The sequence below is a fragment of the Paenibacillus durus genome, from assembly GCF_000756615.1.
In the GTDB taxonomy this organism is placed as follows: domain Bacteria; phylum Bacillota; class Bacilli; order Paenibacillales; family Paenibacillaceae; genus Paenibacillus_AQ; species Paenibacillus_AQ durus.
Genome location: NZ_CP009288.1, coordinates 2,454,675 through 2,474,758, shown reverse-complemented (window position 1 = coordinate 2,474,758; position 20,084 = coordinate 2,454,675). Strand labels below are relative to the sequence as shown.

The 20,084-nt window shown below is 53.8% G+C and carries 1 protein-coding gene; it reads right to left on the bottom strand.

The genetic code is table 11. The features are described 5' to 3' along the window. Window positions 1-4 precede the first annotated feature (4 nt). Window positions 5-19,954, bottom strand: a complete 19,950-nt coding sequence (locus PDUR_RS28735) for an SDR family NAD(P)-dependent oxidoreductase (RefSeq protein ID WP_042206281.1) — start codon at window positions 19,952-19,954, stop codon at window positions 5-7. Window positions 19,955-20,084: the final 130 nt, after the last annotated feature.

Genomic DNA, 20,084 nt, shown 5'->3' with positions numbered 1-20,084 from the left:
AAATTTACGAATACAAGGACTCTTTTAAAAGAATCTCTACGAATTGTTCTTCAGTCAATTCTCCACTTAACACCCTTTTAACAATGTTGAAGTACACCGGGTCTTTGACAACGTCTTCTTGCGGAAATTGTGCCTCAGGAGACGACACGATTGCTTTTTCCATTTCTATTGCGCGTTTCATTAGAGAAACATTACCTTCCATAACCATGATCTGGGACTTGGAAGAGACCAGTGCAGCAATCAATGCACCGATACCTTTTTCTGTTTTCATCGGAACTATTCCCAGCTTCTGACGCATCATTATTTCGGTAGCTTCTTCTACCCGCATACCGCCGTCTTGCCATAAAGGCCAATTGATCGACAAGGTTCTCCCCTTTCGATTCCCCAATGCTGTTTCAGCCTGACGGTAGGATGCATACACATCCATAAAAGCATTAGCTGTTGCATAATCGCTCTGGCCTGAATTTCCGATTACTGCTGTACCGGAGGAAAAGAGAATAAAGAAATCAAGGTCCTCGCCCCGGGTAAAACGATCCAGATAAACGGTCCCCGCTACTTTCGGTGCCATTACTTCAAGCCACTCTTCTTTTGTTTTATTCAAAAAGAGGCTATCCCGGATAACACCTGCACTATGAATGATGCCGTTTAAGGTCCCATACTCCTTTTTCATTTCTTCAATTAGTTCCCGGACAGCCCGCTCATCCGTAACATCGACCTGACGGTAGCTCACTAATGCTCCCAATTGTTCTAAATTCTCAAGAGCCCCCTGCAACGCTTCATTAATCGGTGATCTGCCAATAAGGGTGAGCATGGGACGCTTGACCCGCAGCGCAATTTCTTTTGCGAATAGAAGACCAAGCTTCCCCGCTCCGCCTGTGATCAAGTAGACTCCTCCGTCCCGCCACACCAATTCCTCGGTTTTATTTTGTACTTCAAGCGCTCTCCAGCTTGCCAGCTCCCGCCGATTCGGGACATGTCGGATCCAACTGTTCTGCGGCTCGCATCCGTTTTTCAGCAAAATTTCAGTCATGTTAGAAGCTCTTGTGTTCTCCTCAACTTCAATTAGTTGTCCAATAAATCTTGGATATTCCAGTCTCGCACTTTGCAGCATACCCGTAAGCGCGGCATAGAGCCGTTGAGTACCCTTTTCAGGGACAACGATTTGTACTAACAGTTGACCATCGGGCTCTGCCTTAAATAAGCTCTGAAGTTCAATGAACACCTGCAGCGCGCTGGTTTGAAACCAGTTTTCCACTTCAGCTGAATTTTCGTTTGCAGACACCGATATGAATTGAATACCTTCAACCCCATCCGTTAGTTCATGCAACAAATGAACATGTGAACCACATAACAGAACGACATGATTACGGTATTTCAATGCAGCTCCTGCGTGTTCAAACGGATGCTCTTGCCAATAAGGTTCAAGCAACATAATATCAGTAGCGCCCTGGGATAAACTCTCTTCTGTCTCTTTGTCAAATGGTCTGGAAGAAAAGCCGAGCAACCTAACACACACGGTGCCTTCAGTGTTGCAAAGATCAATGTCCAGCTTAAGCACTTTCTTTTCATCTGAATAATCGGGACTATACCGAATCCATGCCCACATCTCGGCGCTGCAAGGGTGATAGATCTTCAACTCCTGCAAAGCAAAAGGTACTGCCGGTCTAGCCGTGAATCTGCTTTTATCAAGTGCTCCCTCAATATTGGGACGGTCCAACATCATTCCGATAGCTGCTTGCAAAGCTGAATCCAGAAGGCATGGATGTAAAACGTAACGGTGCATTTCAGGTTGAAGGCTGTCAGGGAGTTTCAGTTGTGCCAAAACTTTGCCGTCCCCCACAAACATGTGTTGGATACCTTGGTGACCTTGCCCGTATTCAAGTCCGGTTTGTCTGAATGCTTGATAACAGTCCTCTGCCGTTAGCTTATAACGGTTGCAGGATGCCCGAAGATTCATGATGTCCCACACCGGAATAGGGTTAGGAACTTCGCTTGTACTGACTTGACCCTGGCTGTATACAACACGTCCTCCGTTTCGTTGATGCTCTTCACTGTATATTTCGTATCGGATTAAACCGTATTCTTCCGGATATAACCCGATACTCACCTCTACGGGCTCTGACGCCTCATTTTCCTTTTCCACAATTATGGGAATCATCCACACGACATTATGGATGCTAATGCCGTCTGTTCTTGGCATCGTCAACTGCAAAGCTGCACGTGCCATTTCCAGATGAGCGACTCCCGGCAGCAATTTTTTGCCCTGAACCACATGGTCAGACAAGAAAAACTCCTGCCCGCTGAAAGTTGAGCTGTACCGTTGTTCGTCGAAATCAGACGTGTTCCGGTGCACCAGCGGATGCAGCAATGTCACTGCCTTTTCTCCGGTCACGATTGGTCCGTTTACCTCCTCCTTCGTCACCCAGTATTCTTCCTTGGCAAACGGGTAGGTTGGCAGATTGACCCGGCGTGGCGCCGGCTCCCCGTACATCTGTTCCCAGTCCAGCGCATAACCCTGGCAGTACAAGTCCGCCAGCACATACAGAATATCCCGGTATTTGGCCGGAGCCTCCACTTCCTTCAGGCTTTGCTTCAGCATCTCATTCCCGTGCTCCTGTATCATCTTCTGTCCGGTGAACTCCCGTGTTACCGTCCCCTGGAACAGATTTCCCGGCTTTTCACTGCCACCGGCCTGCTTCCATACATACACTGCATCTTCCCGGCTCTGCACGACGATGGCGCAGCGATGCCGGAAATGCTGCCTGCCTTCCAGCAACGTGTAGCTGATTTCAGCCATACTCGACTGCCCAGCCCTGCCGCTTTCCAGCGCTTCTATCATGTCCTGTACTTTTTGCGCCAGCGCCCCTTCCGTTTTAGCGGATAACGCCAGTACATAATAAGGCGCTCTTTCCAGAACGGCCTCGTTCCTGCGGCCCTCGTAACTCTCTACCACCAAATGCACATTCGTTCCACTTATGCCAAAGGCACTTACTGCTCCCAGCCTTGGACTTCCCTTTTTCGGCCATGGCTGGTTCGTTTTATTCACATAAAACGGACTCTCCGACCAGCGGATATACTCGCTTTCTTTCTCACAGTGCAGGCTTGCCGGAATGGTCTCATGACGCATGGCCTGCACCAGACTGATCAGGCTGACGACTCCCGATGCCGCGAGTGTATGGCCAAAATTCGTCTTCGCTGATGTCAGCGCACAGTAGCCCTGCTTCATGCTTCGGGACTTAAATGCTTCCTGCAGCGCATTGACTTCCACCGGATCTCCCAGCCGGGTTCCCGTGCCATGTGTCACAATGTATTCCATTCGTTCCGCCTGAATGCCGTACCGCGTATACACGTCGTTCATCAGCGCCGTCTGCGCAACTCCACTCGGGGCTGTAATTCCGTTGGTTTTTCCGTCGTAGTTCATACCGCTTCCCTTAATCACCCCGTAGATGGAATCCCCGTCCGCTTCGGCTTGCGACAGCCGTTTCAGCACTACGACCGCGATCGCTTCACCCGGCACCATCCCGTTGGCCCGCTTGTCGAACGCGTAACACCGGCCGTCTTCCGAGAGCATGCCTGCCTGGGACATTGCTTCAAATCCTCGCTCCGTCAGCAGCAAACTGACGCCGGACGCAATCGCCGTATCACATTCGCCTCCCCGCAAGCTGGTGCAGGCCTGATGCACGGCCGCCAAGCCGGACGAGCAGGCTGTATTGATTGCCATATTCGGTCCGTTGAGATCCAAAAGGTAGGCTAGCCTGGCGGCCAGAACCGCATTGTGATTGGAGGTGAGCGGTCCGTTCAGCCCTACAAATTGCAAATATTCGTTGTTCTCCACCCCGACAAACATGCCGACCTTGCCGGATGACAACTGTTTCTTGCCATACGAGGCATCTTCCAGAGCCCGCCACGATTCCTGCAGCAGCAGCCGCTGCCGTGGATCCATGCTTTCCGCCTCGCGCGGCGAAATTTCGAAAAACCGCGGATCAAACTCACGCACACCCGGGACAAGCCCGCATTTCCAGGCGACCGGACCGGTGCGGGAGAACCGCTCTCCCGGCACTTCCCGCACTGCGTCTTTTCCCTGCACAAGGATAGACCACATTTCGTCGACATCCCGTGCTTCCGGGAACCGCCCGCTGATGCCGATGATGGCAATGGACTCGGATGTCTCCAGACCCCGCCGGGTACGGGCGGCAAACCGGGAACTACCTGCTGCCCGATACCCTGTTTCCTTTATCCCTGTGGTTGGTTTGGAACGCGCCGGTGTTTCGGAGACGGGTTGGTCTTCTATCGCTTCTCCGTACTTATCATTCAATACTTGTGTATATTCCTGCTCCAGATAACGGGCGAGTTCATTTAAGGTCGAACGGCCGAAAAATACCGCCGGCGTCAGCTCAATCCCGTAATGACGGCTCAACACCGATGCAAACTCCGTCAAGCTGATGGAGTCAAAACCGAATTCAGCCAGGTTCTCTTCCGGGTCGATCAGATCCTTCTTCAGCTTCAAAGTCCGGCCTGCCAGTTCCTTCAGCTCCCACTGCATACACTCGGTCAGGCTTTTCCCCCGCAGTTCCGGCCGCCTCCGTTCCGGTTTCTTGTCCTTCCGGGGCGCTTGCTGCGCTTCCTTCACCGGTTCCGGACCGGCTGTTATGCCCAGAAAACGATGAACCCGGCTCGGCTGGCCTGCCATAACCAACTGCTGCGCGTGCGGCTCCCTCATGATTTTCTCGAACAGCCCCACCCCTTCGTCCTTCTCCAGAAAACGCTGGCCGCTCGTTTTTAAATACATGCCGGAGCCTTCCTCTTCTCCTGCCCCCATACCGCCTTCTCGCCACAGCGGCCAGTTAATCGCCACTGTCCGGATGCTCCCCTCACGACTCTGCTCCTGCGCGTATGCCATCTGGAATCGGTTGGCCACCGCATAGTCGCATGAACCGAAGTCTCCCAGCAGGGCCGATGAAGACGAAAAGTAACATCGAAACGCCAGCGGCTCTGCACGCAGCGCCTCTTCCAGCACCAGCGTCCCTTGGATTTTCGGACTCAGTACCCGCTCGAAATCTGCCGCCTTCTTCGCCAGCACACTGACTCGGCTTTCGACACCGGCCGCATGCACAAGCCCATGAATGGCTCCAAACCGCTCCTTCGCGCCCCGCAGTCCTTCTTCGACTTGCGCCGCTTCACTCACGTCCGCCTGCACGTACATGCTCCGGCTGCCCGCTGCCTCCAGTTCTTCCAGCGTCTTCTGCTTTGCTGAATCCAGCGCAGAGCGGCCCATCAAAATCAGGTTCACCCCACGCGGAGCCCAGGCTCTTGCAAAGACAAGCCCTAATCCGCCCAGTCCCCCGGTTATCAGGTAGGTCCCCCCGGTCTTCAAGCCGTAGCTGTCCGGGAGTGGCTCCGCCGCAGGAGAAACCGGGCGGATTAGGCTGACCTTCCGCTGACCGTTCTCATAACGGACGCTTTGCGGCTGGCTTGTGTGCAGCTCGTTCCACAGCAAATCCGGCCAGAGCGACCAAGCCGCTTCTCCGGCAGGCTGTGCTTGAGCTTGACGGCTGATCACGGTAAGCCGCGTCTGGGGTAGAATTAAGCCTAGCGAGCGTTCAAAACCGATCCAAGCATCCAGGTAACACCGCTCGATGCCTTCGGTGTATTCCCCCGCCAACAGGACCCGGTCCGGTTTCACTTGCTCAGCCGCCATCGCCTGCAGCATCTGGACGATGGTGCCCGGCTCACGCAGGCAGCGCGGATCTTCCAGCGGCCACAAATATAGCACTACGTCCACCTTTTCGTGCTCCTGGCGAATACAGCGGAATGCGGTTTGGCATGCTTCGCCAGCCGCTGCATGGATCCCGTCCTGTTCCGGCGCCGGCTGCGCGATGAAAGCCACCTGCGTCTGTGGACTCCGCCGTGCCAGCATGGTCCGCAGAGCCTCCTGGTTCTCACGGCCGGACAGCAGGCATACCAGCGTCTTAACCTCTGTCTGAACCTGTAGCGCATCGTTTGCTTCCTCCCACACTTCCTCAAAGGTCATCAGCCTGGTGGCTTCCGTCCGGTTCGGCTCTGCTGCTGCCGCAACCTGAGCACCAAGCTCTTGCTGTTCTTCTTCACGCAGCTGCAATCCGTCAATGCAGAAGCAGATTTGGCCGGCATCATCACACAGCGTGATATCGAACTTCCGCGTCTTTTCGTATGCATGGCTCTCTGCTAGTTCTGTCGTATCTTCTCGGGTGCGAATCCAGGCCCAAACGGCTTGCCCGCCGCTTAAGATGTCAAGCGACTCCAGTGCGACCAGTTTGCTCGATGCTGTTGTTTTGGTTTCCGCAGCAGCATGAAATCGGCTAGGTGTACCGTTAGTAACGTCCGCTGCTGCCTGTATCGCCGCATCCAATAATTGCGGATCAAGCACTAGACCCTGCGGTTTCAAGGCCGCGTCGGATCGCGGCAGCTTCACCAGGGCCTCTCCGGCTCCCAGGTAATACTGTTCCATTGGCCAATGGAGGCTTTTCTGTGTGTGTCCCTGGATATGTCCTTGCTCAGCAGCAGGCTCTATCCGTCTGCATCGCTCCATAATTTGGGCCACATTCAGAGGCTGTTCCTCCTTCTGTGCTGCCGCATCAAGGAAGGCAGATCCTTGACTCCATACCACCTCTTCGCCGACTGTCTCCGTCCGGCTGAACAATTCGTACCTCAGCGTCCCGTCTTCTTCCGGATACAGGCCGATATGCACCTGAAGCGGCTCTTTTGCCACCACGGCAGGATTGACCCACTTGATATCCCTAAGCTGCATCTTCACCGGAACATTTATGTCTGTCTCGGCTCCCTGGACGGCGAGCTGCACCGCCGCACGTGCCATCTCCAGATGGGCCGCATCGGGCAGTTGCTTGCTGTCCAATCCCTTACTGCCTCTAAGAAACGTTTCCATTCCGGTGAATGTCGAGCTGTACCGCTGCTCATTTAAATCAGACGTGTTCCGGTGCACCAGCGGATGCAGCAATGTCACTGCCTTTTCTCCGGTCACGATTGGTCCGTTTACCTCCTCCTTCGTCACCCAGTATTCTTCCTTGGCAAACGGGTAGGTTGGCAGATTGACCCGGCGTGGCGCTGGCTCCCCGTACATCTGTTCCCAGTCCAGCGCATAACCCTGGCAGTACAAGTCCGCCAGCACATACAGAATATCCCGGTATTTGGCCGGAGCCTCCACTTCCTTCAGGCTTTGCTTCAGCAGCTCATTCCCGTGCTCCTGTATCATCTTCTGTCCGGTGAACTCCCGTGTTACCGTCCCCTGGAACAGATTTCCCGGCTTTTCACTGCCACCGGCCTGCTTCCATACATACACTGCATCTTCCCGGCTCTGCACGACGATGGCGCAGCGATGCCGGAAGTGCTGCCTGCCTTCCAGCAACGTGTAGCTGATTTCAGCCATACTCGACTGCCCAGCCCTGCCGCTTTCCAGCGCTTCTATCATGTCCTGTACTTTTTGCGCCAGCGCCCCTTCCGTTTTAGCGGATAACGCCAGTACATAATAAGGCGCTCTTTCCAGAACGGCCTCGTTCCTGCGGCCCTCGTAACTCTCTACCACCAAATGCACATTCGTTCCACTTATGCCAAAGGCACTTACTGCTCCCAGCCTTGGACTTCCCTTTTTCGGCCATGGCTGGTTAGTTTTATTCACATAAAACGGACTCTCCGACCAGCGGATATACTCGCTTTCTTTCTCACAGTGCAGGCTTGCCGGAATGGTCTCATGACGCATGGCCTGCACCAGACTGATCAGGCTGACGACTCCCGATGCCGCGAGTGTATGGCCAAAATTCGTCTTCGCTGATGTCAACGCACAGTAGCCCTGCTTCATGCTTCGGGACTTAAATGCTTCCTGCAGCGCATTGACTTCCACCGGATCTCCCAGCCGGGTTCCCGTGCCATGTGTCACAATGTATTCCATTCGTTCCGCCTGAATGCCGTACCGCGTATACACGTCGTTCATCAGCGCCGTCTGCGCAACTCCACTCGGGGCTGTAATTCCGTTGGTTTTTCCGTCGTAGTTCATACCGCTTCCCTTAATCACCCCGTAGATGGAATCCCCGTCCGCTTCGGCTTGCGACAGCCGTTTCAGCACTACGACCGCGATCGCTTCACCCGGCACCATCCCGTTGGCCCGCTTGTCGAACGCGTAACACCGGCCGTCTTCCGAGAGCATGCCTGCCTGGGACATTGCTTCAAATCCTCGCTCCGTCAGCAGCAAACTGACGCCGGACGCAATCGCCGTATCACATTCGCCTCCCCGCAAGCTGGTGCAGGCCTGATGCACGGCCGCCAAGCCGGACGAGCAGGCTGTATTGATTGCCATATTCGGTCCGTTGAGATCCAAAAGGTAGGCTAGCCTGGCGGCCAGAACCGCATTGTGATTGGAGGTGAGCGGTCCGTTCAGCCCTACAAATTGCAAATATTCGTTGTTCTCCACCCCGACAAACATGCCGACCTTGCCGGATGACAACTGTTTCTTGCCATACGAGGCATCTTCCAGAGCCCGCCACGATTCCTGCAGCAGCAGCCGCTGCCGTGGATCCATGCTTTCCGCCTCGCGCGGCGAAATTTCGAAAAACCGCGGATCAAACTCACGCACACCCGGGACAAGCCCGCATTTCCAGGCGACCGGACCGGTGCGGGAGAACCGCTCTCCCGGCACTTCCCGCACTGCGTCTTTTCCCTGCACAAGGATAGACCACATTTCGTCGACATCCCGTGCTTCCGGGAACCGCCCGCTGATGCCGATGATGGCAATGGACTCGGATGTCTCCAGACCCCGCCGGGTACGGGCGGCAAACCGGGAACTACCTGCTGCCCGATACCCTGTTTCCTTTATCCCTGTGGTTGGTTTGGAACGCGCCGGTGTTTCGGAGACGGGTTGGTCTTCTATCGCTTCTCCGTACTTATCATTCAATACTTGTGTATATTCCTGCTCCAGATAACGGGCGAGTTCATTTAAGGTCGAACGGCCGAAAAATACCGCCGGCGTCAGCTCAATCTCGTAATGACGGCTCAAAACCGATGCAAACTCCGTCAAGCTGATGGAGTCAAAACCGAATTCAGCCAGGTTCTCTTCCGGGTCGATCAGATCCTTCTTCAGCTTCAAAGTCCGGCCTGCCAGTTCCTTCAGCTCCCACTGCACACACTCGGTCAGATTCATCCCTCTCAGCTCGAGTCTTCTGCCTTGCACCTTATTTATGGCATTCGGTTCTTCAGTACGTGAAGAATCTTCGGTATGCTGCTCCAACGGGTTGAGCTGACCCACTGTTTGCAATTCTTCTTCTATGACTAGAGCCTGATTTAGGTTATTGGTCTGTTCATCAGGTATCACCCTATCCGGTAGTGAATGATTTTCCGCTCCGTCCAGTTGCAGACCTTTTAGACGCATGAAGGCTGCACCGGTATCGTCATACCACACCATGTCCAGTTTTGGCCACAATCTCTCTTCATGACTGACTGTTCTTATCTGAATCCGCGCCCAACATGCATTTCCCCTGCTTACAACCTCAAGCAACTCCAGAGCGACAGGTTTAACCGTTCTCAGCGTTTCTATTTTTTCTTCCGCAATGCTGAATCCGCCATTTATCCAACCTATTCCGGTCTGAAGAGCGGCTACAACTGATTCCATTGGCAGCTCAAATGCCGTATATTGCTCTGGTAAAGATGATGGCTGCAAGAACTTCATCAAAATTTCATTTTCACCCATATAAACGCGTTCAATTTCAGAGAGAAATCCGCTGTTATCCATATTCATTGTTTTGAACGCATCATTGTACACCTTCTTGTCCAACTCATGGCTGAAGCGTTCCATCAGTTTGGACAAATCCAAAGTCTCCCGTTCAAATTCTTCTATTCCATCCCTGATTGCACGTCCATAACTATATATTTCTTCATTGCTTCCCGCCTTGCCGCCATAAATCTCATAGCTGACAGCGTCAGTCACCTCCGAATATAGCCCGATGTGCAGCTCTAACGGTTTATCTCCTGTTTTGGCCGAACTTAACCACGTTACGTCTCGAAGCTGAATACATACAGGAACATTCTTCTTCCCTTCGGGTATCGCCAACTGTGCGGCCGCGTACGCCATTTCCAAATAAAATACGTCCGGTAACATTTTACTGTTATGATCCCGCAAAGTTACAAGAAACGGATCCTCTGCGCTGATCATCGAGCTGTAGCGCAGTTCATTCAGGTCTGACGTGTTCCAATGCAGCAACGGATGAAGTACGGTGGACTCCTTTGCCGATGGAGAGTGCCAAGAAGCATTTGACTTCATCGGAGCCCAGTACCGGTCTCTCACAAACGGATACGTAGGCAGGCTGATCCGCCGAGGCCGGTGCTTTTCCGTTTCCCCGTACTGCTCCAGCCAGTTCACCGCCAGTCCCCGGGTCCACACCTCCAGCACCTTCTCGTACTTGCCCCGCTGCAGCCACCGGCTCACCATTTCCTGCATCTCCTCTTCCCCGGCGAATACCGACAGCGCCTCTCTTCCGCCCTTGGCTTGCCCCCGGTAAAAGAAACCTTCGCCGGCAGTGGCTTTCCCTTCGTCTGCCCCTTCCACATACGCCTGCAGCTTGGACGCCAGCTCTTCCAGCGATTCGGCCAGCAGGCCCAGCCGCTCTTCCAGCGCTTCACGACCCACCTGCAGGGTGTAGCCCACATCTGCCAGCGTGCATCCGCCGTACACCCCGGACTGCAGTGCTTCCAGCAGCTGCTCTGCCTGCGCCTTCAGCCGTTCTGCGCTTTTGGCCGACAGCACGATCATGACCGGACGTTCCGGCGTTTCCGCTGCTTGCTGATTCGGTCGCGTTTCCCTATATTCCTCGATAATGACATGGGCATTCGCCCCACCGGCACCAAAGGAGGAAATCCCTGCCCGCCGGGGCAGATGCTCGCCTTCCATCACCGGCCGCTCCCACGGTCCCAGCTCCTGCTGCACCGTAAACGGACTCCGGCTGAAATCAATATGCGGGTTCGTCTCCTTCGCATGCAGCGACGGGGCCAGCTCCCCATGCTGCATTTGCAGCAGCACTTTCGTCACGCCCGCAATGCCCGCCGCGCTCTCGCCGTGTCCAATGTTCGACTTCGCCGACCCGATGGCGCAGTACGGCTTCTCCGCCGGGCCGCCGAAGGCTTTCGACAATCCCGCCACTTCAATCGGATCTCCAAGGGACGTGCCTGTACCATGCGCTTCTACATAGCTGATTGTCCGGGCATCGATGCCCGCCTCTTTCAGCGCCTGCTCTATCACTTCAGCCTGCGCCTTCGGATTCGGCACCGTATACCCGTTGGTCTTGCCGCCATGGTTCAGCGCTGAACCTTTAATCACCCCGTAGATGCGGTCCCCGTCGGCAACCGCACGCGACAGCGGCTTCAGCAGTACGGCCCCGACGCCTTCACCCGGCACGTAACCGTCGCCGCCCCGGCCAAAGCTTTCGCATCGGCCCTTGCTTGACAGGAAACGCCCTTGCGCCAGCATGACGTATTTGTTCGGGTGCACCGATACATTGACGCCCCCGGCTACCGCCACCCCGCATTCCTGCTGCCGTAGACTCTGACAGGCCAGATGGATGGCAGTCAGCGAGGAAGAGCACATCGTATCCACTGCCATACTCGGCCCCCGGAAATTGCAGAAATACGACACCCGGTTCGCAATCGAAGACGGGTTCCCCGACAGGGCGATGGAGGACTGCGCCCCGTACAGCTGGTACTCCTCGTACATGACCCCAACGTACACCCCGACCGCCTGTGGGCTCAGGCTTTCCCGCGTATACCCTGCATCCTCCAGCGTTTCATACACACACTGCATAAACAGCCGCTCCTGCGGGTCCATCATCTCCGCTTCCCGCGGCGACACGTTGAAAAACAACGGATCGAACTCGTCCACACCGTCCAGAAAACCGCCCCATTGACCGTACGTTTTCCCTGCTGTGCCCGGCGCCGCATCGTAATACCGCCGGTGGTCCCAGCGGCTGGTCGGAATTTCGGTGATGCTGTCCTTGCCACTGCGCAGGTTCTGCCAAAATTGCTCCACATTCCGGGCGCCCGGATAGCGTCCGGCCATCCCGATGATAGCAATCTCCTGCTCCGCTTCGCGTACGACGCCTCCGGCAAGCGGAGAATGGGATTCTACGCGCAGACGCTCCCGCCGAAATGCCGGTCTGCCGAGTAACGGCAGATCCGTGTCCCAGGGCGATCCCCTGCGGCCGGATGCCGCAGCTGCACGAGCACGTGCCGCAAACGGTGGCTCCTCTGAAACTGCTGGTTGTCGCTTTTGAACGGCCGCCTTTGCTCCAGATTTCCCCGCCACTGCACGAGCTTGAGCAACCGCAGACGCTGCACCCGGCTTTCCTTCCTTCAGCAGTGACCGCAGACGCTCACTATGCGCCTCTATGAAATAACCGCTCAAGGCCCGGATCGTCTGATACTCAAAAAACAGCGTCTTCGGCAGCGAGCCAAAGTCCGTCTCCAACTCATCGGTCATCTGCATGATCAGGATCGAATCGATCCCGTACTGCTCCATCGGCGCGTCCGCTTCGATCCGGGACTCCGGCAGGCCAATGACACCCGCGAGCCGTTGTTTCACATATTGAACGGCCTGCTCCTCCAATCCCGCTTCCGTAAGGGCCGCTTCCATCGAGACTCCTTCTGCATTGTGCAGCAGCCTAATGTCAGGCTTCTTTATTCTCCGGATCTGCTCTGCCGCGTACTTGGCCGCTTCGCACACATTCGGCTGTTCCAACAGCCAAGCAGGTGACAGCTCCCAGCCCTGGCGGTCCCGAAGACGGTGAGCCACTTCAGCCAGTTGTACAGGGTCGAGTCCGTATTCGCTCCAGTCGGCCTCCGGGTTAATGGCGCACTCCTCCACCTGCAGCAACTCCGCCACTTGACGGACGATCACGGCCTCCAAGCCGGAAGCTTGTCCCTGAAATGAAGAAGGTGCCTGTTCTGAGAATGAACGAGCTTCTAACGTATCCTTCTCCTGCCTTTGTTCCTCTGCAAATAAAGCGGGAGCGTACTGGGCATTCGCTTCTGCCGTCATCCCGTGAGCCTCCCTAGCCCAAGCATCGGCTCCCGCTGCCATAGCGCTTACGGACAGCAGCCGCCGACGCAGTTTCGGCAGATTGCCTTCCGCCACCAGCACCTGGCTGCTGCTGCTTGCCAGTCCGCGGTACAGTGCCGCGATGCCCGTCTCAGTCCGCAGGGGGCGCAAGCCCGTCTGACCCAGGAGCCTGTCCCGCTGCTCTTCGCTCACCTGCATGCCGCCCGCTTCCCACAGCGGCCAGCTCACCGACAGCGTCCGTCCCCTCCGTTCGCCCGCCTTTACTTGCTCGTTCCGGCGCTGCGCATACCGGTCCATGAACGCATTGGCAGCCGCATAGTCCGCCTGACCGATGTTGCCTGTCGCCCCCGCACCTGACGAGAACAGAATCAACAGGTCCAGTTCGTCCTCCCGGCAGGCTTCGTCCAGATTTACTGTGCCCGCCACTTTCGGCGCCAGCACTTCCCTCCACTCGTCTGCTGTTTTGTTCCGGATCAGGCTGTCCCGCGTCACGCCGGCACTGTGCAAGATCCCATTCACCCGGCCGTACGTCTGGCGGATACGCATCATCAGTTCCTCCACCGCTCCCGCATCCGTTACGTCTACTGGCTCATAGAGCACCTGGGCGGGCAACTGTTCCAGCTCCCGCCAGGTGCTCTCCGGCAGTTCAGCCGATCTTCCGGTCAAAATCAGCGTGGCCCCCTGCGCCCGCTGGGCAATTTCTTCCGCGAAGATCCGGCCCAGGCCGCCTCCGCCGCCGGTGATCACGTATACCCCGCCAGCCTTCCACGGATGGCGAAGACCCTGCCCCGCTTGCCGGTTCAGCCTTTCTGCTCCTGCTTCTTGTTCAGCAACGGCAGCTTCCTCGCCTCTCGCATCCGCCTCGTACTCCTGCCAGCCCGCACGCTGCAGTTGCCCACCTGCAATCCGCAGGTGTGTCTCTTCCAGATAGCCTGCACCAGCTTGAAGTTGCTCCGCCACCGTATCCGCCGCCGTCCCGGCCTCCACCTCTATCAGTTGACCGACCAGCCGCGAATTCTCCAGCCGCGCTGTCCGCAGCAGTCCGGTCAGGCCCGCCACCAGCTCGGACTCGCCGCTTCCCGGTATCACCACCTGCAGCAGGGTCAAACCCTCTCCAGGCACCTTCATCCGTTCCCGGATCTCTTCAAAGACAGCCAGAGCGTAGACCTCAAACCGTTCCGCGATGCCCCCGGCTGCCCCCAGCCGGACACAGTGCGCCTTAGACCATCTCGCACTTAATTCCCCGGTCCATTCCGTCGCAGACTCACAAAACAGCACCCGATGCTCTCTGTACACAGGCGGTTCAGACCCGCTTGCGCGCTCGGATACCTCTTCCCAGACGGGCTCCAGCAGTAACAACCCTTCACGCGCTTCAGGCGAACGCGATGTAACCCCCCGCAGCCAGACGCAGACATGGCCTGCTTCATCACACAACGCGATGTCCAGCTTCCGCACCTTCTCCGGTGCGCCTCTGCCCGCGCGGTATTGCACTACCGCCCACATCGACGATGCGCAAGGCCGCAGCACTTCCGCTTCCTCCAGGGCAAAAGGCAGCGCTGCCGCCTCCCTGCTTTTTACGTCCGAGGCGTTCCGGTCCCACGCTATTAAGTGCTCTTCGGCCAGCAAGGCAATCGATGCCTGCAAGGCAGCATCCACCATGCCCGGATGCAGCATGCATTCCGCTTGCTTGTCAAAGAGACTTTCCGGGAGCTTGAGCTTCGCCAGTGCTTCTCCTTCTCCACGGTACAGCTCCTCAATCGCCTGATGGGACGGGCCGTAAGCGAGGCCCATCGTCTGGAAAAGGGCGTAGCAGGTCTCCGCTGTCACCCGGCCCCGGCTGCATCGGCTCCGCAACGCAGTCAGATCCAGGGACGCTTCCTTGCCCGCTTCGCTGCCGAGCGCAACGTTGCCCTGACTGTAGACTTCATCCCCGCACGCTGCCGTCTGGCCATAAATATCGTAGCTAATCGTCCCGTCTTCCTCCGGGTACAGAGCGATCTGCACTTCTGCCGGTTCTTCCCCGACAGACAAGGGCCGACTCCACACGACGTGCCGCAACAGCAGGCTGTGCTTGTCAGTCATCCAGGCCGCCGCCTGCTCTACGGCTGCCCGGGCCATTTCCAGATAAACGACTCCCGGCAGCAGCTTGCGGCCTTGCACCACATGGTCGGCCAGAAACTCCTCCTCTCCAGTGAACGTGGTGCCGTACCGCTGGCCATTCAACAGGTCCGACAGGTTGCGGTGAAGCAGCGGGTGCAGTAGCGCTGCTCTGCTTCCCGCCCGATCACCAGCCTCAGACGCTTCCGCCATCGGCACCCAATAGCGCTCTCTCGCAAATGGATACGTCGGGAGTGAGATCGTCCGGTATCCATTATTCGGAAACAATAATCCAAAATCCAGTTCATATCCTTGTATATACAAATCTGCTGCTGTTCCTAAATAATCCAGGTATTCACTCGCATTAATAGCGTGCTGACATTTCTGCAAACATTCATTACCGTATCGTATTAAGGATGATCGCTCACGGGAAAGGTTTATGTTCCCATGGGAAACGGTAACCTGTGGCGAGCTGCCTTTAGCCAGCCAACGGGTTAGAAGGGTCGCCATCTCGTTCAGGCTGCGGGCGATGCAGGCCAGTCGGAATTCCATATGTTTTCTGCCCATCAAAAGTGTATAGCTCATATTGCCGCAATGGACATGGGGCATCTGTTCGCCATAGTTAACGAGCTGCTGGACCTGAAGGCGGAGCTGGTCCGCTGTGCGAGCAGAAAGGACAATCAAATATCCTGGCTTTTCAACTGAGCTATGCGGCAGTTCAGGTGCTTCTTCAATAACCATATGTGCATTGGTACCACTAAAACCGAAAGAACTGATAGCGGCACAGCGTCGGCGGTCTGTATCGACATCCCATTCCATTGATATTGTAGGGACATAAAAAGGACTTTCCTTAAGCTGAATTTGTGCATTTCTTTGTTTGAAATGCAAAGACGGCGCAAAGGCTTTATGACGCATGCTGAGTAAAATCTTAAGCAGGCCTGCTACCCCTGCTGCCGTGGCCGTATGACCGATGTTGGTCTTCACTGAACCAATTGCACAGAATTGCTTTTTATCCGTATATTTCCTGAAAGCTTTAGTAAGAGCATGGAATTCAATCGGGTCACCTAGTTTTGTACCTGTTCCATGAGCCTCCACCAATTGGATATGTTCCGGATTAATCGCAAAAGTATCATACACACGCTGCTCCAGCCGTTCTTGCGATTTTGCGCTTGGAGCAGTAATTCCATTTGTGGTACCATCCTGATTAATTCCACTTCCACGGATGACACCGTAAATTTGGTCATTGTCTGCAATAGCTTCCCGCAGCCTTTTCAGAACGACAACGCCTGCCCCTTCTCCAGGAACAAAGCCGTCCGCACGTTCATCGAACGTGTGACAACGTCCTGTAGGGGAGAGCATTCCGGCCCGGTCGGATGCCACATAAAATCCAGGCGTCGATTGAACAAATACACCTCCTGCCAAACCCATATCAGTCTCTTTCGCCCATAAGCTTTGACAGGCTAGATGAATGGCAACCAGTGAGCTGGAACAAGCGGTATCTACCGTAATGGCGGGACCTTGCAAATTTAAATAATACGCTATGCGTGCCGGAACGACGGAGTTGGCATTTCCCCAGAATGCTTGAGGCGGTGCCTGATTTCCAAAAATGCTCTGATAGTCCATCCCGCTGCAGCCTACATATACTCCGCATTGAAGGCCTTGCACCCTTGTCCCTGCATACCCCGCATCCTCCAGTGCCTTCCATGATTCCTCCAAAAAAATGCGCTGCTGCGGATCCATATAAGTAGCTTCAACACCGGAGATATTAAAAAACAATGGATCAAAGCGGTCCATATCTTCTATAAAACTGCCATGCTTGCAATAGGATTTATCTTTTGTGTGGAATTTGTCTAAATCCCATCTTGTAACTTCGCCGATTAAATCATCGCCTTGAAGCAAATGCTGCCATAGTTGTTCAGGATTCTGACTTTTTGCAAATCTGCCGCTAATTCCAATAATGGCTATTTCTTCTTTTGCTGTTGGTGTTTCATGGACGTTATATGCCAGCAGATGATTTGTGCTCTCGGGAGTGTTAATAGCGGGCTCCTGATATAGATACCGTTCTGGAATATACACGATAATTTTGCCGATATTATTGCGATTCTGTATGGAGTAATAAGCCTCCCTGATCTGCTCAAGAGAATAAGAGGTAAAGATCGTCGGGCGAATAACGTCCTGTTCAATTAGGACTGCCATATCGTCCAGGTACGCTCTGATAACTTCATGATTGTCAAAAGCCAATCTGCGTAAGTCGATGGAATAGAACGTCTGATTGTTGGACAGCATGGATAAATCTATATTTTTAGCCGACTTAAGAGCCGTCATCGCAATTTCTACGTATCTGCCTCCCGGCGACAGGCACGCCAGTCCTTTTTGAATGGCATCCCCCGACAACGTATTAATGACAATATCTACGCCTTTACCTTTTGTAAGCCGGCGAATTTCCGCCTCAAAATCTTGCTCCAGATAATTGATTCCATGAGGAACACCCAATTGTTTGAGATAGGCCAGTTTAGCCTCAGAACCTGCGGTTGCATAAATTTCAAGACCATAATGCTGGGCAAGTTGCACAGCAAGCAATCCCGTCCCTCCGGCTGCGGTCTGAATCAGGATCCTTTCGCCCTGTTGAGGTTTTGCTTTTTGAAATACATCAAGGATCGTAATAGCGACTGCAGGCAGTGAGCAGGCTTCTTCAAACGTCAATCCTCTGGGCTTTTTTACCACATGAGCCGCAGGACAAATAATCATACTGGCGTGCCCGCCCAACTGATCTCCCATCATCGCGATAACTTCATCACCCCGCCGCAGATCCTTTACCGACTTGCCCACTTTTACAATAACTCCGCTGGCTTCAAATCCCGGAGTAAACGGATACGGAGGCATTGTGGGATATAACCCTCTTACACAAAGCAAATCTCCAAAATTCAATGAAAATGCACGGACAGCAATTTGTACTTCATGATCTTGTACACAGCGTGTTTGATCCTGAACAAGCTTTATATCTTCAATATCTCCAGGCTTTTCCAATACCACTTTGTAATACATGAATTCTGATTCATGGTCCGTTTGTATGGAAGTGACACTAATCTCTTCGGCAGCAGCTTCTGCTGTCTCGGAGTTCCTAGATCCGGAGGAAGCCGTTGCTTCAGCGCGGATCGTTTTATTTAAAGGCTCCTGCATATATTCAAGTGGAGGCAATGCAGGGGAAGCGTCCACTTTTATTCGGGAAACGATCGCAGCACGATACTCGTTGATCATATGCCGGGTTAACGAATTAACATTGTTATAATCGAACAGTACAGTCGTTTGCATGACAATACCGGTCTGATTGTTGATCAGATTTATCAGATTGACAGCTATAATGGAATCAACGCCATATTCTGCAAAGCTCTGATCATCATCAATCTGGCTCTGTTTCATTTTTAGTGACGTTTCAATGCTGTCGCGAATAATCGTTCGCACATGGTCACGGATCATTTGATCTGTGAAATCTTCTGCAATTAAATTGTTTTGCATATTCAAAATAGCGTTACGAGAACTCGTCTGTTTTTTAGGGTAATCCAAACTGACATTTTTCTGATGTTCAGATAAAACCGGTTCCGTCCTGAATTGATTTTCGGTCCGCGCTTGGTCTGCTCGCTGTACAATAACTCCGTCACTCTCAGAAATAATAATTTGTTGGCCCCATTCAACGGCTTCTTGAACCGGAAAGGATATCTTCCTGAATCCCTCTGAGCCAAGCACTTTTTTCCATGTTTTCGGGAATAATCCCGGACAGCCGGGAATACGTAGCGCGGAATCTTCATACAGCCACCATCCCTCCAACAAACCAAAGGTCAGATGGGCAAACAGTGTATTATCCGTAATCTCATTAAGCAGCAATCGTCCGTTCTTTTTAAGCGCTGCTTTTATATTTCGCAGTGTTTGACGAATGTTCGCGGTTGCATGCAGCACGTTTGCAGCGATTACCACATCGTACTCGGCTTCATTAACTGTTTGCTGCCTTAATGGTTTACTAACATCCACCGTTTTATAAGTAAGGAAGGGATACTCCGGTCCATATTTTTGTTCTGCGTGTAACAAAAAAGCTTTGGAAATATCCGTATAACAGTACTCATCAATGATATGCGCATATGGCTTAAGCTTTTCTAACGCCGCCTTGCTTGTTCCTCCCGTTCCGGCCCCAAATTCTATAATCCGAATACGGGCGAAGGCATTCTGCTTTAGCTTTTCGTCCACAATGGCTGCAAGCTGCCCACCCAACACCTCATTGAAATAATCTGCGATCGGATTGTTTTTATAAATTCCTTCAACCAAGTCCATACTCGAATCTGGAAAAAGAACATTTGTCGCCAATTGCCGGCCCGCAAGTATATCCGGTAGGGCTCTCAAAGCGGTCTCTGCCAAGATTACCTGTGGGCGTATACCGCTGCTTTGAAGCCATATCTGCTTTTTCTCTTCCCATTCTTGCCACATGTTAATGGTATTTAAGGATGTTTGGGCAGTTACCCAGTGCTCTCCTTCTAGCAAGACATATTGCTCCCTCGTTAATATAGCGAGGCTCTCTTCCATCCAGCGTTTAAATTGTTTGTTCAGACCGTTAGCCGTAAGAAGTTCATCCGTTGTTGAGTATCGGCCCTCAAACAAACCCATCGTTTGTAATTGGATGTATAACAATTTAGCAAGCCATACGCGCAACTGGTCCGTATGGTCTCTGAGTTCTACGGGAATCTGATGCTGTCCCGGAACATTTGCTTGATCACTCATGCGTTCATCCTCCCTGTGCTGGCTGGCATCCGAATGTCATTTAAATGAATTGTTCACTATAAAATCCTTCAATATATTGCTGCCGGTCTGCTGATAACAGCTCATTACAAAAACATACCGGCTGCAATGG

Bases quoted from the DNA above. Each gene is read 5' to 3' on its own strand.
- PDUR_RS28735 (WP_042206281.1), bottom strand. From the start codon at position 19,954: ATGAGTGATCAAGCAAATGTTCCGGGACAGCATCAGATTCCCGTAGAA.